The organism is Herbidospora solisilvae (assembly GCF_009901565.1).
Lineage (GTDB): Bacteria > Actinomycetota > Actinomycetes > Streptosporangiales > Streptosporangiaceae > Herbidospora > Herbidospora solisilvae.
In genome coordinates this window covers 120,623-139,469 of the sequence record NZ_WXEW01000001.1, presented here as the reverse complement: position 1 = coordinate 139,469, position 18,847 = coordinate 120,623, and the positions used below count along the sequence as shown (strand labels likewise).

At 71.9% G+C, this 18,847-nt stretch carries 23 protein-coding genes; 11 read left to right on the top strand and 12 right to left on the bottom strand.

Annotated features, from left to right (window positions below):
- Position 1 precedes the first annotated feature (1 nt).
- Positions 2-1,039 (top strand): DUF4037 domain-containing protein, encoded by a 1,038-nt coding sequence (locus GT755_RS00590; RefSeq protein WP_161477718.1) that lies wholly within the window; start codon positions 2-4, stop codon positions 1,037-1,039.
- 128 nt (positions 1,040-1,167) lie between these two features.
- Here the strand turns inward: GT755_RS00590 and GT755_RS00585 are convergent, their stop codons facing one another.
- The 3 genes from GT755_RS00585 to GT755_RS00575 form a co-directional block, all read right to left on the bottom strand.
- Positions 1,168-1,890, bottom strand: coding sequence for an HAD family hydrolase (locus tag GT755_RS00585; RefSeq protein WP_161477717.1), 723 nt, complete (start codon positions 1,888-1,890; stop codon positions 1,168-1,170).
- Between the two features lie 128 nt (positions 1,891-2,018).
- Positions 2,019-2,780, bottom strand: a complete 762-nt coding sequence (locus tag GT755_RS00580; protein WP_161477716.1) for a MerR family transcriptional regulator — start codon at positions 2,778-2,780, stop codon at positions 2,019-2,021.
- Between the two features lie 86 nt (positions 2,781-2,866).
- Positions 2,867-3,895 (bottom strand): tyrosine-type recombinase/integrase, encoded by a 1,029-nt coding sequence (locus GT755_RS00575; RefSeq protein ID WP_161477715.1) that lies wholly within the window; start codon positions 3,893-3,895, stop codon positions 2,867-2,869.
- Between the two features lie 60 nt (positions 3,896-3,955).
- On the opposite strand from GT755_RS00575, the gene GT755_RS00570 reads away from it, so the two are divergent.
- Positions 3,956-4,441: a cupin domain-containing protein gene (locus GT755_RS00570; protein ID WP_161477714.1), complete on the top strand. Its 486-nt coding sequence runs from the start codon at positions 3,956-3,958 to the stop codon at positions 4,439-4,441.
- 64 nt (positions 4,442-4,505) lie between these two features.
- Here GT755_RS00570 and GT755_RS00565 read toward each other — a convergent pair whose 3' ends face one another.
- On the bottom strand, positions 4,506-4,955 hold the full coding sequence (locus tag GT755_RS00565) for a hypothetical protein (protein WP_161477713.1): 450 nt from the start codon (positions 4,953-4,955) through the stop codon (positions 4,506-4,508).
- 892 nt (positions 4,956-5,847) lie between these two features.
- Positions 5,848-6,231 (bottom strand): DUF3224 domain-containing protein, encoded by a 384-nt coding sequence (locus GT755_RS00560; protein WP_161477712.1) that lies wholly within the window; start codon positions 6,229-6,231, stop codon positions 5,848-5,850.
- Positions 6,232-6,327: 96 nt separating this feature from the next.
- Between GT755_RS00560 and GT755_RS00555 the strand changes: the two genes are divergently transcribed.
- On the top strand, positions 6,328-6,774 hold the full coding sequence (locus tag GT755_RS00555) for an SRPBCC family protein (protein WP_235966146.1): 447 nt from the start codon (positions 6,328-6,330) through the stop codon (positions 6,772-6,774).
- Here GT755_RS00555 and GT755_RS40360 read toward each other — a convergent pair.
- Together GT755_RS40360 and GT755_RS00545 are read right to left on the bottom strand one after the other, a co-directional pair.
- Positions 6,764-7,138 carry a barstar family protein gene (locus GT755_RS40360; protein WP_161477711.1) on the bottom strand — a complete coding sequence of 125 codons (375 nt, stop codon included), beginning with the start codon at positions 7,136-7,138 and terminating at the stop codon, positions 6,764-6,766. The genes GT755_RS00555 and GT755_RS40360 overlap by 11 nt on opposite strands.
- A 9-nt stretch (positions 7,139-7,147) precedes the next feature.
- The gene (locus GT755_RS00545) at positions 7,148-7,561 is read right to left on the bottom strand and encodes a ribonuclease domain-containing protein (RefSeq protein WP_202609506.1); all 414 of its coding nucleotides are present in this window, start codon (positions 7,559-7,561) and stop codon (positions 7,148-7,150) included.
- A gap of 225 nt (positions 7,562-7,786) precedes the next feature.
- Here GT755_RS00545 and GT755_RS00540 point away from each other — a divergent pair, with 225 nt between their 5' ends.
- From GT755_RS00540 to GT755_RS00530, 3 genes are read left to right on the top strand one after another with little or no spacing between them, the layout of a single operon-like run.
- Entirely contained in the window at positions 7,787-8,695 is a 909-nt protein-coding gene (locus tag GT755_RS00540) for an ABC transporter ATP-binding protein (protein WP_235965752.1), read from the top strand.
- 14 nt (positions 8,696-8,709) lie between these two features.
- On the top strand, positions 8,710-9,465 hold the full coding sequence (locus tag GT755_RS00535; protein WP_202609505.1) for an ABC transporter permease: 756 nt from the start codon (positions 8,710-8,712) through the stop codon (positions 9,463-9,465).
- A 6-nt stretch (positions 9,466-9,471) separates the two neighbouring features.
- Complete coding sequence (locus GT755_RS00530) at positions 9,472-10,299, top strand: ABC transporter permease (protein ID WP_161477708.1); 828 nt, start codon at positions 9,472-9,474, stop codon at positions 10,297-10,299.
- Here GT755_RS00530 and GT755_RS00525 read toward each other — a convergent pair.
- A complete protein-coding gene (locus GT755_RS00525) occupies positions 10,296-11,405 on the bottom strand; it encodes a hypothetical protein (RefSeq protein WP_161477707.1) in 1,110 nt (369 codons plus the stop codon). The two genes, GT755_RS00530 and GT755_RS00525, sit on opposite strands and share 4 nt — an antisense overlap.
- A gap of 121 nt (positions 11,406-11,526) precedes the next feature.
- On the opposite strand from GT755_RS00525, the gene GT755_RS00520 reads away from it, so the two are divergent.
- The gene (locus GT755_RS00520; protein ID WP_202609504.1) at positions 11,527-11,970 is read left to right on the top strand and encodes a hemerythrin domain-containing protein; all 444 of its coding nucleotides are present in this window, start codon (positions 11,527-11,529) and stop codon (positions 11,968-11,970) included.
- Here GT755_RS00520 and GT755_RS00515 read toward each other — a convergent pair.
- Positions 11,961-12,590, bottom strand: a complete 630-nt coding sequence (locus GT755_RS00515) for a DedA family protein (RefSeq protein ID WP_161477705.1) — start codon at positions 12,588-12,590, stop codon at positions 11,961-11,963. The two genes, GT755_RS00520 and GT755_RS00515, sit on opposite strands and share 10 nt — an antisense overlap.
- Before the next feature lie 134 nt (positions 12,591-12,724).
- On the opposite strand from GT755_RS00515, the gene GT755_RS00510 reads away from it, so the two are divergent.
- Together GT755_RS00510 and GT755_RS00505 are read left to right on the top strand one after the other, a co-directional pair.
- Positions 12,725-13,909 carry a sensor histidine kinase gene (locus GT755_RS00510; protein WP_161477704.1) on the top strand — a complete coding sequence of 395 codons (1,185 nt, stop codon included), beginning with the start codon at positions 12,725-12,727 and terminating at the stop codon, positions 13,907-13,909.
- The gene (locus tag GT755_RS00505; RefSeq protein WP_161477703.1) at positions 13,906-14,565 is read left to right on the top strand and encodes a response regulator; all 660 of its coding nucleotides are present in this window, start codon (positions 13,906-13,908) and stop codon (positions 14,563-14,565) included. The genes GT755_RS00510 and GT755_RS00505 overlap by 4 nt, the downstream gene beginning before the upstream one ends.
- A gap of 27 nt (positions 14,566-14,592) precedes the next feature.
- Here the strand turns inward: GT755_RS00505 and GT755_RS00500 are convergent, their stop codons facing one another.
- Together GT755_RS00500 and GT755_RS00495 are read right to left on the bottom strand one after the other, a co-directional pair.
- The gene (locus tag GT755_RS00500; RefSeq protein ID WP_030453802.1) at positions 14,593-14,916 is read right to left on the bottom strand and encodes a DUF952 domain-containing protein; all 324 of its coding nucleotides are present in this window, start codon (positions 14,914-14,916) and stop codon (positions 14,593-14,595) included.
- Positions 14,917-14,944: 28 nt separating this feature from the next.
- A complete protein-coding gene (locus tag GT755_RS00495; protein ID WP_161477702.1) occupies positions 14,945-15,268 on the bottom strand; it encodes a DMT family transporter in 324 nt (107 codons plus the stop codon).
- Between the two features lie 97 nt (positions 15,269-15,365).
- On the opposite strand from GT755_RS00495, the gene GT755_RS00490 reads away from it, so the two are divergent.
- Positions 15,366-16,349, top strand: coding sequence for a radical SAM protein (locus GT755_RS00490; protein ID WP_161477701.1), 984 nt, complete (start codon positions 15,366-15,368; stop codon positions 16,347-16,349).
- Positions 16,350-16,432: 83 nt separating this feature from the next.
- Entirely contained in the window at positions 16,433-17,161 is a 729-nt protein-coding gene (locus GT755_RS00485) for a phytanoyl-CoA dioxygenase family protein (RefSeq protein ID WP_161477700.1), read from the top strand.
- 190 nt (positions 17,162-17,351) lie between these two features.
- Here GT755_RS00485 and GT755_RS00480 read toward each other — a convergent pair whose 3' ends face one another.
- Complete coding sequence (locus tag GT755_RS00480) at positions 17,352-18,815, bottom strand: ankyrin repeat domain-containing protein (protein WP_161477699.1); 1,464 nt, start codon at positions 18,813-18,815, stop codon at positions 17,352-17,354.
- Positions 18,816-18,847: the final 32 nt, after the last annotated feature.

Below are 18,847 nucleotides of genomic sequence, written 5' to 3'. Positions count from 1 at the left end.
GATGTCCGCGTTTGTCCCCGGCCTGGAGTTGTGCCGCGCCTACTACCACGACGTGCTGCGGCCCCTCCTCGACGACGGCCCCCATCCCGTTCCCCACAGCGCCGCGCTCATCGGCCCCGGCTCGGAGGTGCTCGGCTTCGACACCGCCCGCTCCGCCGACCACGACTGGGGCCCCCGCGCGATCGTCTTCGTCCCGGCCGGACGCGCCGAGGAGATCCGCGACCGCGTCTGGAAGCGGCTGCCGGCCGAATACGGCGGCTTCCCGACCGCGTTCGGATCCGACCTCCATCCGGTGCGGCCCGGCGTCACCGTCACCGAGTTCACCCCCTGGGCCCGTGACCTGCTCGGCTTCGACCCCCGCGACCCGATCGGCGTCGACGACTGGCTCGGCGTGCCCTGGCAGCGGCTGGCCGAGTTCACCGGCGGCGACGTCTTCCACGACGGCCTGGACGAGCTGTGCCCCGCCCGGCGCCGCCTGCGCTGGTACCCCGACGACGTGTGGCGCTACGTCCTGGCCTGCCAATGGACCCGCATCGCCCAGGAGGAGAGCTTCCCCGGCCGCGCCGGGGAGGTCGGCGACGACCTCGGGTCGGTCCTGGCCACCGGCCGCATCGCCCGCGACCTGATGCGCCTGACCCTGCTCATGCGGCGCCGCTACCCGCCGTACACCAAGTGGCTCGGCAGCGCCTTCAACCGCCTGTCCGGGTCGGCCGAACTCGGCGACGCCCTCACCGGCGCCCTGCGGGAGACCACCTGGCAGGGCCGCGAACACCACCTGTCCACCGCTTACCGCCGCGTCGCCGCCCTCCACAACCGGCTGAACCTCACCGAACCCGTCGAACCCGGCACCCGCCCCTACCACGACCGGCCCTTCCAGGTCATCGGCGGCCACCGCTTCGCCCGCGCCCTCATGGACGCCGTCACCGACCCCGCCCTCGCCCGCCTCGACCTCGTCGGCACCGTCGATCAGGTCGCCGACAACACCGACGCCCTCACCCACCCCCGCAGAGCCCGCAACCTGGCCGCCGCGGCCCGCTGAAAAGGCGCATTGAGCAGCTTGTCATGCACACCGGGCGTCGGGGCCGGTCACCCTCAGTGTCATCGCCGTCAGAGCGCCCGGCGGACCTTGACCACCCGACCCGGCCTCAGACCAGCCGCAGACCGGCCTCAGACCAGGGCCGACGGCCGCGACGCCGCCAGCGTCGGCAGCAGCGCCGGCAACTCCGCCAGCGTGCGGATCGTCGGCACACCCACCGGGGGAGGAGCCGACCCGTACCGGTCGAGCCACACCCCGTGCATGCCGACCCGCGTCGGCCCGATCGCGTCCAGGTTCAGGTTGTCGCCCACCAGCACCACCTCGCCCGGCTCCAGGCCCAGCTTCGAGGCCGCCGCCGTGTACACCTCGGCCGACGGCTTGAAGTTCCCGCCCAGCGCGTCGGGCGTCAGCACCGGGTCCAGCCGGTCGAGCAGGCCCAGCCGCCGCAGCTTCGCCTCCTGCTGCACCGGCTGGCCGTTCGTCAGCACCCCCAGCGTCACCCCCGTGCCCGCCAGCCGCCCGATCAGCGGAGCGGCGTCGGGGAAGGCCGTCCAGGCCTGCTCGTACAGATCGAGGAACTCCGCGTACGCCCCGTCGAGGTCACCTGGCACCGCCACACCCATCCGCCGGCAGTAGTCACGCAACCGCCGGCGCCGCTGCTCGCCGAAAGAGCACTCGCCCCGGTGCCAGGCCGGCAGGTGGACGTCCTCCAGCCGCAACCACAACCCCGGCCCCTCGGCCAGCAGCGGATGGAACGGGGACCGCTCGGCCGTCCACGCCGTCACCGCGTGCGCCACCGCCGCACGATGATCGAACAGCGTCTCGTCCAGGTCGAAGAGAATGGCCCTGATCATGCCGCCCATCCTCCGGAACCCCTATTACGACGGCGTTTCCACGAAGTGAAAGGGGAAACCGGGCTTACCCACAACCAGTCACGCCCATCATGACAAAGATCGCGGGCCCGCGCGGGCGAAACCCGGAATTACCGGACGACCCCGGCATTCGCCACAATCGAATCCCGGATGTACACCGACAACCCCTCCGCCACCCCCTCGTAATTGCGGGCGAACCGCTCATCGGCCACGTACATCTCCCCGAGACCCACATGAATCTCCGACGTGCACGAATAGAACCACCGGCTGATGTGCTCCCGATGCCGCTCCGCCACCGCCGTCACCTCGGGGGAGTCCGCCGCCACCCCCCGCGCGAACAACGACCGCCACGCCTCCACCAGCTCCCCGGCCTCCGCCGAGATCGCCTGCCAGTCGGCCTTCGTGTACGACGACGTCCGCCGACGGCTCTCCGCCCACGCCGGCGACCCACCCCACCGGCTCTCCGCCTCGGCCGCGTGATCCTCCGGCCGGAACTCCCCGAACACCTCGTAACGCTCCTCCGGCGTCAACGACACACCCATCCTCGCCGCCTCCAACGCGGTCTCCACAGACACCACCAACGCCTCCAGCCGGGCGATCCGCCGCAGCAGCAGCTCATGCTGACGCCGCAGATGCGTCGCGGCGTCCACCCCCGGATCATCGAGAATCGTGGTGATCTCCTCCAGGGGGAAACCCAGCTCCCGGTAGAACAGCACCTGCTGCAACCGATCCAGATCCGGCTCCGAATACCGGCGGTAACCCGCCGCCGTCCGTTCACTCGGCGACAACAGGCCGATCTCGTCGTAATGGTGCAACGTCCGCACCGTCACACCCGCGAACGCCGCCACCTGACCCACCGAATAACCCGCCACGCCTCCCCCTCCTTTCCTGACGCGACCCAGCCTGCGGCCTCCCGTAACGTGAGAGTCAAGCCCTATACGGCCCTCTACCGCCCGCCCTAGACACCCGTATCGTGCACAAGCGGATGCGCCCGCATCGCCGCCTCCAGCTCACCCGGCAACTCATCCCGATACCGGCCCAGCGTGCTCAGATCCCCATGACCCAGCACCCGCCGCACCGCGTCCATGTCCGTCCCGCCCGCCAGCAGATGCGTCGCCGTCGTATGCCGCAACCCATGCGGCGTCACCGACCGCCGCCGCTCCGGATCCACCCGCGCCTGCACCCGGTCGATCACCGCCTGCACATCACCCCGCGCCAGCCGCCGCCCCCGCCACGACAACAACAACGCCTTGTCATCCCCCTCACGGGCCTGCTGACGCACCTCCAGATACGCCGCCAGCACCCGCGCCACCAGCCGGGGGAGCGGCACATCCCGCGTCTTGCCGCCCTTACCGAAGATCCGCCAGTAACGCTCCCCGTCGTTGGTGTAGAAATCCTCCACATTCGCCCGCACCAGCTCCGACACCCGCGGCCCCACCATCGTCAGCAGCAGCACGATCAACGCGTCCCGCACCTCCGTACGCTGATCACGCCGCCCCCGCACCTCATCACCGGCAGGGGACACCGCCGCCCCCACCAGCCCCTGCGCCTGCTCCCGCGTCAACGCCCGCCGCTCGGCCCGCAACCCGCCCCGCTCCCGCGCCACCACCGTCGCCGACGCCATCGGATTCAGCTGCACCCACCCCGCCAGAGCCGCATGCTTGAACAACGCCGACACCGACCGCCGGAACCTCGCCTGCGACGCCGCGCTCTGCAACTCCCCGCCCTCCGACGGCGTCCGCCGCCGCTCGTCGGGCTTACGCGCGAACGCCAGCAGCACCGCGTCGACGTCGTCACCCGACAGATCGTCGAGCACCCCCGACAGCCGGCACACCCGCGTCAGCCGCACGAACGTCTGCACATCACGCGCGTACACCTCGGCGGTCGCCCGCGACAGACCGCCCGTCACCACCTTCGCGCGGACCAGCTCCACATAACGATCCGCCGCCTCTTCCACCGACAACCGATTCAGCTCCGCCGGACGCATGACCCCAGACCCTAACCCCGGCCACCGACAATTCCACAGCTCAGTGGCATGATCGATAACATGACATATCCGGAACCGCGCTACCTGGGGGACACCGGGGAGATCACCGCCACCTACCTCCCGCACGGCGCCCCGCCCGACATCACCTACGCCAACGGCGGCACCTGCACCTACCTCGCCACCGGCGCCACCACCGGCGGCAAGTTCGGCCTCTACCGCTGGGACATGGGCGCCAAACCCAGCGGGCCCGCCCCGCACTTCCACCGCAGCCTCACCGAATCGTTCTTCATCCTCACCGGCACGGTCCGCATCTACAACGGCAAGGAGTGGATCACCACGGTGCCCGGCGACTTCGTGCACGTGCCGGAGGGCGGCGTCCACGGATTCCGCAACGAATCGGGCGAACCGGCCAGCCTGCTGCTGATCTTCTCGCCGGGGGCGCCGCGCGAGGGCTACTTCGAGGGCATCGCCGAGTGGGCCGCGTCGGGGCGTGAGGACCAGGAGTTCTTCGTGCGGCACGACACGTTCTGGGTCGACGAGAAGTAAATCCGATACCAAACAGAATTCACCTTCTGTCTGGTATCGCCATCTTTTGCCCGGTATGACGGTTTCAGATGAGGTCGACGAACGCCTCGGCCTGTTCCTGGTTCATGCCGGTCTCGCCACGCACCAGGAAGACCGCCTGCTCGGTCCGCCCGGCCTCCTTGAGCTCGCGGACCCGGCCGGCCAGGTCGGGGCCGGTCTGCAGGGCGCGTTCGGTGCTGGTGGGGAGGTAGCGCCCGGCGATGATCGATTCGGTGACGAACTTGGCGTCGCGCAGCCCCAGGCCCGTCTCCTGGCGGACGAGTTTGATCGCCTCCACGACACGCCCCTCGGCGCCGAGTTCGCGGACGCGTTCGCGGATGGGTTCGGCGATCTGCGGGATGACACCGGGCGCCCAGTAGGCGACCTGTGCGCGGGGTCGTCCGCCGGAGGCTCTGACGGCGAGCAGGACGATGCCGGCGATGACGCCGAGGAGGATCAGCAGGACCAGGATTTCGGCGGGTCCGACGGTGCCCATGACGGTGATCTTACGACGGCTTTGCCTGCTCGATAATGAACATTATGTCAAGTTGGCTGGCGGGGGTGAAAGGTTCAGCCCGCCGGGCGGCGCGGCCGGGCGTGGTTGTGCTGGTGGGTGCGGGTGCCGGGCCGGTCGTGAGCGGGTCTCGGCTTTGACCGGCGTGGGCGGCGGGAACGAACATCGCCGTTCGTCCGGCTTTCGGCGGGCATGACGTGTCGGCGGGATTGGGCGGCGCCGGTGTGGTGGTCGGTCGCGGCGGTGCCGACCGCCTGCTTCCGGGGCCGCCGGTGGTGACGGCGGCGCGGGTTACGGCGGTGGCCCGCGCGGTGCCGTCCCCCGTCGCCTGCCGGTGCCGTGGCGTGATGAGGGGCCCTCTTTCCCGTCTGTTGGGAGGGGGGCTCCTCCTTTTCCGTTACGGCTCCGCCTGGCCGGCGCCTCCCGCCGTAGGGGGTCTGGCCGGTGGCCGGCGCAACCGGGCGCTGGGGGCCGCGCCGTCACGAGTCCGGGGTTCGGCGCGGATCTTGACTTTTGCCAGAACTCGCGCCGTTCGTCGCCCGACTCGGTGGTGTGGGGCCTCTCCCCCGCTTGGGGTCTCAGCCGCGCATGCACGGCTTCCGGAGGTCGGGTCCAGATGGGACGCAACCGCCCTCTGGCCGCTCCTGCGCCGCCGAGGGGCGACACGGCGAGTCGACGGCCCATTGGCGTGTCGTCCCCCGGTGTAACGCTGCCGGTCGAGGGGGTGAGCCGTGGTGGGAGGTCTGGGCCTCCTCGACGTCCGGCTCGAGGACTCCCCTCCCACGGTTGAGCATTGCCCGCTCAGGCCTCGATCGAGGCGTACACCCGCTGCTCCCCCGGTTCGAGTCGGAACCTGCACTCAAGCACCAGTCGGTTACAGCGTGTAGTCGAGGGTGTAGTGATGGCCGTCGTCGTTGACGATCTGGCCGGAGCCGGTGATGCCGACCAGTTCGCCTGTTCCTGAGGTGGCGACGATCTCCCAGCGCATCCAGGGGGTGCCGTCCGCTCCCCCGCCGGCGCTGTGGGCCAGGACGAAGGTGCCTTTGCGGCCGTGGAGGGTGCCGTCGACGTGTTCGAGGCCGGTGTAGGCGGCGGGTCCGGCGGTGGTGGCGACGGTGAGGATCTCGGTGGTGGAGGTGCCGGTGAGGTCGCCGGTGAAGTGTTTGGTGAGGCGGTGGCGGCTGATGGTGGCGCCGGGGTGGTCGTCGGTGGCGAGGGTGTCCCAGCTGGTGATGTCGAAGGTTCCGGTTGCGTGCATGGGGTCCAGGATGGCGGGGGTTCCTGCCAAGGGGTGTCAGTTTTCTGGTCGTGGAGGTGGTGGGTAGGGGTGTGCCATCGGAGTGGAGGTGGCGTCGTGGCGGTGGTGCGGTTGCGGGTGGCGGCGGAGGCCGGTGTGCCGGCGGAGCGGTTGTTCGCGGTGATGACGGACTGGCCGCGGCATCGGGAGTGGATGGTGCTGACGGATGCGCGGGTGACGTCGGGTGACGGGCGTGGGGTGGGGTCGCGGTTGTCGGCGTTCACGGGGGTGGGCCGGGTGGGGTTCACCGACACGATGGAGATCACGGCGTACACGCCGGGGGCGATCGTGGAGGTGCGGCACACGGGGGCGCTGGTGCGGGGTGGAGGGGTGTTCCGGGTGTCGCCGTTGCCGGATGGGCGCAGCCGGGTGGAGTGGGTGGAGGAGCTGGAGTTGCCGTTCGGGGTGGTGGGCCGGGTCGGGTGGGTGGTGGCGCGGCCGGTGGCGGCGGTGGCGTTGAAGGTGTCGCTGGAGCGGTTGACGCGGCTGGCGGCTAGGGGGTGAGGGCGGCGGTGGTGCGGGCGCGCAGGTGGGGTTCGTGGGCGGGGTCGGTGTGAAGGGTGAGGGTGAGGCCGGTGCGGGCGGCGACGGCGAGGATGTCGAGGAGGGTGGCGTACTGCTCGGGGGGTTCGGCGCTGAGGAGGTCTTCGGCGTGGCGGACGATGAGGGTGGTGGTGCCGGCGCGGACGGCGTCGCCGAGGGAGTCGGCGAAGGCGTCCCAGTTGCGGCCGAAGTAGTCGGGGAAGCGCAGGACCCGCGCCGTTTCGTCGAAGAGGGCGGCGCGGGTGCGGCAGGCGCGTCCGTCGATGACCGCCGGGGCCGGGCCGGTGGTGAGGGTGAGCCAGGTCGGCAGGGGTCGGGCGGTCATGGGCGGGTCCTAGAGGCGGTAGAAGTTGGCGTAGTGGTCGGGGGTGAACCAGGTGGCGCCGGTGCTGCGGTTGACGACGATGCGGTAGGCGTCGCGGGCGGCGCCGCGGGGGCGGGGGTAGACGTCGTATTCGTAGTAGGTGGCGTTGGTGGGGAGCTGGCCTTCGCGGTTGTAGTGGCGGCCGCCGGTGTAGTTGTAGAGGCCGCCGGTCCAGGTGTACCAGCCGGCGCTGGTCGGGTAGCCCTTGGATTTCCAGATGGTGTTGGCGGTGCGGGCGTCGGCGCAGCGGGTCTGGGTGCAGGTGGAGTAGACGGCGGCCTGGGCGGGGGCGGGGGCGTTTACGGCGATGAGGGAGACCAGGGTGGCCAGGATGAGGGTGAGCCGGGCCGGCCAGGTGAGGTGGGGGCGCTGCGGGGTGGGCACGGTGCCTCCGTGGGGGTGGGGTGTGGTCATCCGGATGATCACTTGGCGGGTGGTCAAGTGCAATGTAAGACGATCAACGGGACGGTGAACAGTTAGCGGCGTTTTCGGCATGGCCGTGTCCGGGGGGTTCGGGTGGCCGTGCGGGGCGCGGTTGTCAAGCGGGGAAAGGCGTTGCGGAACTGTCGGTGGGCGGGGCTAGGGTCGGGTCTCGTGGCTGAGGAACCGTTGATTGTCGCTCGTGGGCTGGTCAAACGTTTCGGGGAGTTCACGGCGGTCGACGGGATCGACGTGTCGGTGGAGCGTGGTGAGGCGTTCGGGTTCCTGGGGCCGAACGGGGCCGGGAAGTCCTCGACGATGCGGATGATCAGTTGTGTGTCGGCGCCGACGGCCGGTGAGCTGCGGATTCTGGGGATGGATCCGGTGCGTGACGGGGTGGCGATCCGGGGGCGGCTGGGGGTGTGCCCGCAGCTGGACAATCTCGACACCGATCTGTCGGTGTTCGAGAACCTGACGACGTATGCGCGCTATTTCGGGTTGTCGCGGGCCGAAGCGCGGCGGCGGGCGGGTGAGTTGCTGGAGTTCGTGCAGCTGGCCGATCGGGCGAAGGGGAAGGTGGAGCCGCTGTCGGGGGGCATGAAGCGGCGGCTGACGATCGCGCGGGCGATGGTGAACGATCCGGAGATCGTGTTGCTCGACGAGCCGACGACGGGGCTCGATCCGCAGGCGCGGCATCTGTTGTGGGAGCGGCTCTACCAGCTGAAGCGGCGGGGGGTGACGCTGGTGCTGACGACCCACTACATGGATGAGGCCGAGCAGTTGTGCGACCGGCTGGTGGTGATGGACGGCGGGCGGATCGTGGCGGAGGGGTCGCCGCGGGAGCTGATCGCCCGTTATTCGACGCCGGAGGTGGTGGAGTTGCGGTTCGCGGGCGGCGCGGACGCGGCGGTGAAGCTGGATGGGGTGGGTGAGCGGGTCGATCCGCTGCCCGACCGGGTGCTGGTCTATGCGCGTGACGGTGACGCGGCGGTGGCGGAGGTGCACCGGCGGGGGCTGGCGCCGTCGAGTGTGCTGGTGCGGCGGTCGACGCTGGAGGATGTGTTCCTGCATCTGACGGGCCGGACGCTGGTCGACTGATGGCGGGTTCGGGTGTGCATGCGACGGTGGCGGTGCTGGAGCGGCATCTGACGTTGTACCGGCGGTTGTTCTGGGCGTCGGCGATGTCGTCGTTTCTGCTGCCGGTGCTGTTCCTGGTGTCGATCGGGCTGGGGGTCGGCGGTTATGTGGGTGACCTCGGCGGGGTGAGTTATCTGCAGTGGATCGTGCCGGGGGTGATGGCGTCCACGGCGTTCCAGATGGCGGTCGGTGAGACGACCTATCCGGTGCTGGGTGATTTCAAGTGGACGCGCGGCTATCACGCGATGCGGGCGACGCCGGTGCGGATCGGTGACATGGTGGCCGGTCAGGTGCTGGTCATGGTGGTGCGGGTGCTGCCGCAGGCGGTGGTGTTCCTGCTGGTGGTGCTGCTGTTCGGCGGGTTGCGGTCGTGGTGGTCGGTGGTGACGCCGCTGGTGTGCGCGGCGGTGGTGGTGGCCTCGGCGCTGCCGGTGATGGGGTTTTCTGCGCGGATCGACAACGACGGCTATTTCGCGTTGTTGTTCCGGTTCGTGATGATCCCGATGACGTTGTTCGCGGGGGTGTTCTTCCCGGTGGCGCAGCTGCCGGTGGTGGCGCAGTGGCTGGCGTGGGTGTCGCCGTTGTGGCATGGGGTGGAGTTGTGCCGGGCGGCGACGCTGGGGGTGGCGCCGCCGTGGCCGGTCTGGGCTCATGTGGCGTGTCTGGTGGCGTGGACGGTGGCGGGCGGCTGGTTCGCGATGCGCGGGTTCGCCCGCCGGTTGGCGGTGTAGCGGCTGATGATGACGGTGATGGCGGCCGGGCGGGCGGTCCGGCGTGGCCTTTTCGGCGGGGTGTCGGCGGGCCGGGTGGGGGCGGTGCTGGGCCGCAACGTGGGGGCGCTGCGGTCGGGGCCGGCCTACTGGCTGGTGCTGCTGTCGGGGTTCTTCGAGCCGCTGCTCTATCTGCTGTCGATCGGTGTCGGGGTGGGGGCGCTGGTGGGGGCGGTGCCGGTCGGGGGGCGTCCGGTCGATTACGCGGTGTTCGTGGCGCCGGCGATGCTGGCGGTGTCGGCGATGTCGGGGGCGTTGGCCGAGACGACGTTCAACGTGTTCTTCAAGTTCAAGTACGCCAGGACGTATGACGCGGTGCTGGCCACGCCGGTGCGTCCGGTGGAGATCGCGCTGGGTGAGCTGACGTGGGCGCTGGTGCGGTGCCTGTTCTACACGCTCATGTTCCTGGTCGTGATGGTGGTGCTGGGGTTGACGTCGGCCGGTGGGGCGCTGGCGGCGTTTCCGGCGACGGCGCTGGTGGGGCTGGCGTTCGGGGCGGTGGGGATGGCGATCTCGACGTTCCTGCGCGGCTGGCAGGATTTCGACCTGCTGACGACGGGGCAGTTCACGCTGTTCCTGTTCTCGGGGACCTTCTCCCCCGTGCAGGACTATCCGGTGGTGTTCGAGGTGATCGTGACGCTGACGCCGCTCTATCACGCGGTGGAGCTGGTGCGGGGGCTGGCGGTGGGGCCGGCGGGGTGGATGCTGCTGGTGCACGCGGGTTATCTGGTGGTGATGGCGGTGGCCGGGTTGTGGGTGGCGTCGCGGCGGATCGGCAAGCTGCTGCTGGTCTAGCGGGCGGCCCGCACGGCCGCCGTGACGACGGCCAGGGCGGTGGCGGCGACGAGGGACTGCCCAGCGAGGTTGGCGGGGGTGGCGTTGCCGGTGAGGTGGAGCAGGAGGAATCCGGTCCACATGGGGGTGAGGGCGGCCCCGGCGGCCAGGTAGGTGACGTGTCGGCGTGACCAGCCGGGGCGTGCGGCCCAGCGGATGATGACGAGGGCGGCGCCGGCCAGGATGCCGGCGCCGGCGATGAGGCCGGGCCAGGTTTCGGGGCGCAGCGTCTCGGCGGTGTCGAGGGCGAACACCGCCAGGGCGACCTGCCAGGGACGGGGCGCGGGGCGTGCACCAAGGCTGAGGGCTGGGCTCGTGTCGGGGCTTGGGGCCGGACTGGGGGCCGGGTCAGGCGCGGGGTTCACGCCCGGGTTCACGCTTGGGGCCGTGCTGGGGACGGAGTTCGTGCTTGGGTTCGGGGCGGACGGTCTGAGGTGCCTGGCGGCGGCCGGACCGCGGCCCTCCCCCGTGTGGTCTCTTCTGCCGCCCCCGGGGCGGAAGGTGAACGCCGCCGCGGTCAGTGCGACGACGGCGAGCGCGGAGATGGTCAGCTGGGTCGGTGAGGCCTGGAAGGTGCGCTGGTGGTCGTCGTAGATGAGCCATGACCCTGCGGCGAACAGCAGGGCGGTCACGATGAGGCCGGGGGTGCCCAGCCACGGCTGGTCGGCGCGGTGGCGGGCCAGGGCCTCGATGAGGGCGATCGGGACGGCCAGGGTCGTGATGGCGTGCCCGGCGGTGAAGGTGAGCAGCAGGCCCGGGTCCAGGCCGAGGGCGGGCAGGTGGGTGGGGGCGGCGGTGAAGTCGTGGCCGTCGAAGGACGGGTTGAACAGGGCCTGGTCGATGACGGCGGGCTGGAGGAGGCCGTAGGCGGTGGCGAGGGTGAGCAGGGTGGGCCAGCCTCGGCCGGTGCGGCGGGTGACCTCGCGGATGAGGAGGGCGGCGCCGCCGTACATGGGGGCCAGGACGATGAGGCCGGGCAGGTGGGTGGCGGGGATGTTGCCGATGAGGTACTCGCCCATCAGCGGGGCCAGGAGGAACAGCCCGACGGCCAGGGCGATCCGGGTCATGTCCAGGAACCGTAGGGGGCGGGCCGGGTTCGGCGGATCGGGCGGAAGGCGGGGCCGGGGGTGACTTTGGTCGGGGCGGGCTACAGTGGGCGGCCGTATGCATACATCTCATGAAGGCCCTGTGGGGCGGTTGGCGGCGTTCGGGAACCAGCTCGTCGAGGTGCATCTGTGGTTGCGGGAGGAGCTTGACCGGCTGGTGGCCGGTGAGGGTGGGGGTGGTGATCTGCGGGCCCACTGCCTGGCCTTCTGTTCGGCGCTGGAGCGGCATCACGTCGGGGAGGACACGCGCGGTTTCCCGGCGGTGGAGGAGGACTTCCCGGAGCTGGGGCCGGCGCTGGAGTTGCTGCGCCGCGACCACGAGATGATCGCGGGCATTCTGGCGCGGCTGGCGGCGATGGCCGGGCGGCCGGGCGAGGAGCGGCTGGCCGGGGAGGTGGCCGGTTTGGCGGCGATCGTGACCTCGCATTTCGCGTACGAGGAGAGGACGATCGTCGAGGCGCTGAACCGGCTCGACATCCCCGAGTGGCGGGAGGATCCGCCGGAGTTCCTGCGCGTCTACGGCTGACCGGCTGGGACGCGCGGCTGTTCGGTGGCGTCGGTTGCGGGGCGGGTGCGGCGGCGCACGGCGTACCGGACGATCTCCACGATCGCCGTCACGGTCAGGGCGATGCCGAGGCCGAGCAGGAGGCCTTTGAAGGGGTTGTCCTCGAAGGCGGCGCCGCCGATGTAGCCGATCATGGCCGAGTAGAGGGCCCAGGAGATGACGGCCAGGCCGTCGAAGAAGGCGAAGCGGTGCAGCGGGTAGCGGACGACGCCGGTGGTGAGGGTGACGGCGGTGCGGCCGCCGGGGATGTAGCGGGCCACGACGAGCAGCAGGCCGCCGCGTTCCTCGAAGGCGGCGTGGGCCCAGCGGATGGCGGCGCGCTTCTGGAAGCGGGCGCCTCCGGCGCGGCCGATCTGGTAGGAGATGTTGTCCCCGATGAACGCCCCTGCGGCGGCGGCGGCGATCACCAGGCCGAGGTGGGGGGCGCCGGTGGAGGCGGCGAAGACCCCGGCGGTGATCACGGCGGTTTCGCTGGGCACCACGGGGAAGAACGCGTCGATCACCGCGATGGCCGCGATGGCGGCGTAGATCCACGGGGATGTCATCACGTCGTGCAGGAGGGTCATGATGGCATCGGTCATGGCAGCCGACCCTAGGGCGGCCCGGGGCGGGGGCGCCCCCGGCGATGGTCGCCCGGCGGGGCTGACTTTCGGCAGGGGTGGGGTGCGACCTGGGGATGAGGGCGGGTGGTGGCGGGGCGGGGTAGCGTGCTGGGGTGCTGCGCCTGAGAGACCTGCCGTTGTGGCTGGTGTTGTGTGTGCCGGTGGTGTTCGCGCCGGTCAACCCCTATGACTGGCGGCCGTTGTCGGGCAACACGCTGGTGGTGTCGGTGGCGGGCGGGTGCCTGGTGCTGGCGGGCGCGGTGGCGCTCGCGCGGGCGCGGCCGCTTGTAGCGCTGGTGGTGGTGCTGCTGCTGGGGCCGTGGGCGTCCAGTGAGGCGCTGGCGACGGTGCAGTTGTGGCCGATGAACCATTCGGCGAAGATCGGCCCGCTGAACGGGTTCACGCCGGCGGTGGTGACGCTGAGTTTCCTGGCCGGGTTGCGGATGGAGCGGGCGCGGCCGGCGGTGGTGCTGTACGGGGTGATCGTCGTGGTGGGCGGGGTGTGCGCGGCGGTCTCGACGCTGGGTCCGGCGCCGTCGCTGGAGCCGAACGTGTGGGTGTCGGGGTTGTCGGGGGTGCTGATCTGCAGTCTGCTGCCGTGGACGGCCGGGCGCAGTGTGCGGCATCGGCGGCAGGGGCGGCTGCGGGAGCGGCGGATGGTCGAGGAGCAGGCGCGGCTGCGGGAGCGGGCGCGGATCGCGCAGGACGTGCACGATTCGCTGGGGCACGAGCTGGCGTTGATCGCGTTGCGGGCGGGGGCGATGGAGATGGCGTCCGACCTGCCGGCCCGGCATCGGGAGGCGGCGGCGGGGTTGCGGGAGGCGGCGGGGGACGCGACCGAGCGGCTGCGGCGGGTGATCGGGATGCTGCGGACCGAGGACGAACCGGCGACGCTGCTCCCCCACGCGCGGGCGGGCGGGATCGCCGATCTGGTGGCGCGGGCGCGCGCGTCGGGGATGACGGTGACGTTGGAGGGGGATCCGGCGGGCGCCGACCCGCTGGGGGCGGCCTACCGGGTCGTGCAGGAGGGGCTGACGAACGCGGCCAAGCACGCGCCGGGCGCGCCGGTCGTGGTGCGGCTGACCCGGCGGGAGGGGCGGATGACGGTGACGGTGCGCAACGACCTGGAACCCGGCGCGGAGGCGGTGCGGCCGATGACGCGGCCGATGACGCGGGCGGGCACGGGCCTGGTCGGGTTGTCGGAGCGGGTGCGGCTGGCGGGCGGCACGTTCGCGGCGCGGGCCGAGGAGGGCCGGTTCGAGATCAGCGCGGGCCTGCCCGACGAGGCGCGCGCATGATCAAGGTGGTGCTGGCCGACGACGAGATGCTGATCCGGGCGGGGGTGCGGGCGATCCTGGACGCCGATGCGGGCATCGAGGTGGTCGCCGAGGCCTCCGACGGCAGGGAGGCGGTGGAGCGGACGTTGTCGCACCGGCCCGACGTCGTCGTGATGGACATCCGGATGCCGGTCATGGACGGGCTGGCCGCCGCGGCCGAGATCCGCCGCGTCTCCCCCGCGACGGGGGTGGTGATGCTGACGACGTTCGGCGAGGACGAGTACATCGCGCGGGCGCTGAAGGTCGGCGCGGGCGGGTTCCTGCTGAAGTCGGGCGACCCGCGCGAGCTGCTGGCCGGCATTCACGCGGTGGCGGGCGGGGCGGCCTACCTGTCGCCGAAGGTCGCCGCGCGGGTGATCGCCGAGCTGAACAACCGCGACTCGGGGCGGGCGGCGGCGGCGCGGGGCCGGGTGGCGGTGCTGACGCCGCGTGAGCGGGAGGTGCTGGAGCTGGTGGGGGCGGGGTTGTCCAACCAGGCCATCGCCCGGTCGCTGCGGCTGACGGAGGGGACGGTGAAGACCTACGTCAGCGCGATCCTGACCCGGCTGGGGGTGGCCAACCGGGTGCAGGCGGCGATCGTCGCCTACGAGGCGGGCGCGGTCACCTTCGACGGGTGAGATCGGGTGAGATCGGGTGCGATCGGGTCAGGTCGCGAGGCTGAACGGGGTGACGGCCGCGACGGCGGCGACCGGGAGCGGGCCGTAGATGTGGGGGAACTCCTCGGCGGTGCCTTCGGGGGTCTCCATCACGACCGGGACCTGGAGCCGGGTGTCGTCGATGTGCAGCAGCAGGAGCGGCTCGGTGACGTCGGCGTAGTAGCGGGTCGCCACGGCGCGGGCCTGCGGCAGGTCGCGGGAGGCGTGGATGAAGCCCTCCTGCTCCAGGGTGCGTCCCAGGGTGGAGATGCGGTATTCCCCGTCTTTCTGGGCGTGCGCCCAGTCCGAGGCCAGCGCGAGATGAAAGATCACTCTCCGACCTTATGCCAGGGAGATTCTGTCAGTGGGATCCGGACAGGTTCAGCAGCACCACGCCGCCGATGATGAGTGCGATCCCGCCCGCCTTGGCCATCGTCATGGCCTCGCCGAGGAACAGCGCGCCGATGGAGGCGATCACGGCGGTGCCCACCCCGGCCCAGACGGCGTAGGCGACGCCGACGGGCATCTGGAGTTTCAGCGCCCGCGACAGCAGCGCGAAGGAGGCGACGTAGCCGATCACGACGACGACCGACCACAGCCGGTGGGAGAAGCCGTTGCTGAGTTTCAGCGCGGTGGTGGCGAGCACCTCGGACACGATGGCTCCCGCCAGGAAAATCCACGCCACAGCTGTTCCTTTCACGTTATTTGCACCTTTTGTGACACGTTATCGGTGGGCGCGTCCGACTGGCGAGAAGGGTCGAATGCGTGTTCTACTGGTCGTCATGCGTTGGGACGCACCCACCCTGCACGAGGCCGGGCCCGCGCGCCCCCGGGTCGAGCGGCAGGCCATCACCCGCGAGTTCGGCGACATCACCTGCTACGAGGTGAGCGCCCGCACCGCCATCGAGGCCGTCCCGGCCGCCGCCGAGCTCCCCTACGCCTGGGCCGTCAGCCCCTACCGCGGCTGCCGCACCGGCTGCCGCTACTGCGCCGCCCGCAGGGGCCACCGCTACCTGGGCCTGGACACCGGCGACGACTTCGACACCAAGATCGTGGTGAAGACCGACCTGGCCGCCCGGCTGCGCCGCGAGCTGGCCGCGCCCCGGTGGCGGGGCGAACCGGTCGCGCTCGGCCTCAACGGCGACTGCTACCAGGGCGCCGAAGAGGTCTACCGGCTCATGCCGAAGATCATCAAGGCGCTGGCCGACGCCGGCAACCCGTTCACCGTCCTGACCAAGAGCCCGCTGGTGCTGCGCGACCTGCCCCTGTTACGCGAGGCCGCCAAGGTCACCCGCGTGTCGGTCGCGGTGTCGGTCGGCTTCGTCGACGACCGGCTGCGGCGCGGCCTGGAACCCGGCGCGGTCTCCCCGCAGCGCCGCCTGGAGGTCTGCGCCGCCCTCAACGAGGCGGGCGTCCCGTGCGGGGTGCTGATGGCGCCCATCCTGCCGCTGATCACCGACTCGCCCGACAGCCTGCAGGCGACCGTCCGCCGCGCCGCCGAGGCGGGCGCGGTCTCCCTGGTGCCGGGCGTGCTGCGGCTGCCGCCGGGCGCGCGCGAGGCGTTCCTGGCGTGGCTGGGGCGCGACCACCCGGGCCTAGTGCCGCGCTATGACGACCTGTACGGCACCGGCCCGCTGACCCCGGCCGACTACCGGGCCCGCATCGCCGCCCAGGTCGAGTCGCTGGCCGCCGCCTACGGCATCGGCAAGACCTCCCGGCAGTGGAAACGCCGCCGCTCCCCTGACCGCCAGCTCACCCTGGTCTGAGCGCACGATCGCGCCCCTCGCCCCGGCGCGACGGCGAGTTAAATGGATGGTCGGCGGCGCGGCACCTCGCTACCGTCGCCCCCATGTCCGCGCCCTTCTCCGCCGCCGATCTCGACGCCTTCGCCCGCGACGGCTTCCTGAAACTGCCCGCGATCGTCCCCCGGGAGGTCGCCGACGCCGCCCGGGCCGTGCTGTGGCAGCAGATCGGCCTGTCCCCCGACGACCCGTCCTCCTGGACCCAGACGGTCGTGTGGACCGCCGACCCCGCCGGTTTCGGCCCCTTCGGCCAGATGATCGGCTCCCCCCGCCTGGCCGCCGGGCTCGACCAGATCGCCGGCGAGGGCCGCTGGGGCAGGCGCACCACGCTGGGCAACATCCCGGTCCGGTTCCCCAATCTGCCCGACGCGGGCGACACCGGCTGGCACATCGACCTCAACGCCGCCCCCGACTGGTCCAAGATCGCCGTCCGGTCGCGGAGCCTGCTGCTGCTCACCCTGTTCTCCGAGGTCGGCCCCGACGACGCCCCCACCCGCATCCGCGCCGGCTCCCAGCGCGACGTCGCCGCGCTGCTCGGTGACGACGAGGTCGACCTGATGGCCTACGGACCCCGCCTGGAGGAGGTCAGCCGCCACCGCCCCCTGGCCCATGCGACCGGCGAGCCGGGCGACGTCTACATCTGCCACCCGCTCCTCGTCCACGCCGCCCAGACCCACCAGGGCACCCGCCCCCGCTTCATGTCCCAGCTCCCGATCACCCTCGACCCCCACTTCGACCCCGCCGAGGACACCCCGCTGGGCGCCGCCCTGCGCTAGCTTCCTTCCTTCCGTTACGGCTCCGCCCACCCGGCACCGCCCCCCGCCCGGCCCGGGCGCCGCATCCGGCGCCAACCGGCCGCGCCCCGAACCGCCGCGACGACGCCGGTGCCCGGATGATGTCCGGGGGACCACGTCGACGCGCGCTCACGGCGGAGACGGAGTTGGGCGCAGGCGGGAGCCGACGCGTTCAGCCCGGTTCCGGCGAGGTCTCCCGCCGCTCCCCCACCTCGCGCAGCAGGGCCGCCGCCCGGTGTTTGCCGCCGTGCTCGGCCCACCCCAGCGGGGTCGCCCCGAACCGCGTGTCGGTGATCGCCGGGTCCGCCCCCAGTTGGAGCAGCGCCCCCACCGTCTCCACGTCGTCGTTCCACGCCGCCTCGTGCAGCGGCGTCGACCGCCCCCGGTGGTCGACGTCGAACCCCAGCCCCGCCAGCAACCGCACCGCCTCCGCCTTCCCCAGCCCCGCGGCACGATTGATCAACCCCGGATGCCGGGCCAGCGCCCGCGCGAGCACCTCGGGCCCGAAACCGGCGACCGCCGCGGCGTCGGCGCGCATGCAGGCCGCGACGAAGGCGTCCAGCTCCCCCAGGTTCGCCGTGGCCCCGGCGGCGGTGAGCAGGTCCGCGACCTCGGTGTGCCCGTTGAGCAGGGCCAGCTCATAGGGTGTGTGCCCGCCGTAGGCGGGATGCTCGCCCCGCCCGTCCACCTCGGCGCCGTGCGCGAGCAGCAACCGGGCCCGGCGCGGCCCGCCCCGCAGCGCCGCGGTGGACAGTTCCTCCCGCATCAGCTGCCGTGGCGACTGCAGGGTCGGCCCCAGCCGCGCATGCCACGGCCCGCCGCCGCCCCGGCCCAGGCCGAACTCCAGCAGCAGCTCCAGATGGGCGGTGTCGTCGGAGAAGGACCCGCCCAGCCCCCGGTTGTAGAGGGTCTGGCCGTCGTTGGGGTCGGCGCCGGCCTCCAGCAGCACCCGCGCCAGCGCCAGGCCGCGCGGATGCGCCGGCTGATCGGACTCCCCGCCGCCGAACGCCCCGGTGAGCGCCGTGAACGGCGAGGTCAGCCCCTCCCACAGGAACCCGGCGTCCGGGTCGGCCCCATACCGGAGCAGCACCCGCGCCGCCGCGACAGGGTCACCCGGTGCCGCCGGCCGGGCGTAGGTGAGATACAGCAGCGGCTCCCACCCGAAGGGCCCGCCCTCGGCCCGCGCGAGCGCCGGGTCGGCGGCCAGCACGGCGGCGAGCGCCTCGGCCGAGCCGGTGGCCGCCATCGTGAACACGTTCGCGGTGGCGAGTTCGGGATGCCGGGCCAGCAGCAGGTCGGCCTCCCGCGTCCGGCCCGGGTGGTCGGAGCCGTAGGTGAGGCAGGCCAGCCGCAGGAACTCGGCCGCAAGGTCCGCAGTGGGTTCGACCAGGTGCGGTGAGCGGGAGTAGCGGGCGACGGTGTCGAGGTGGTGTTTCAGGCGGGGCCAGCTCGCGAAACCGTACATGCGCGCGACGACGAGCTGCGCGTCCGACAGGGTGAGCGTGCGGGGCGGGCGGGGATGGAACTCGGCGACCAGCTCCGTGGAATCACCCGACCGCGCCTGCCGCAGGAGCGTCTTGGCCTGTTTGCGCAGCCACGCGATGCTGGGATCGTCGGGCAGACGGCGGACGACCATCACAACCTCGTTTCCGTGTGGCCTGGCATCCG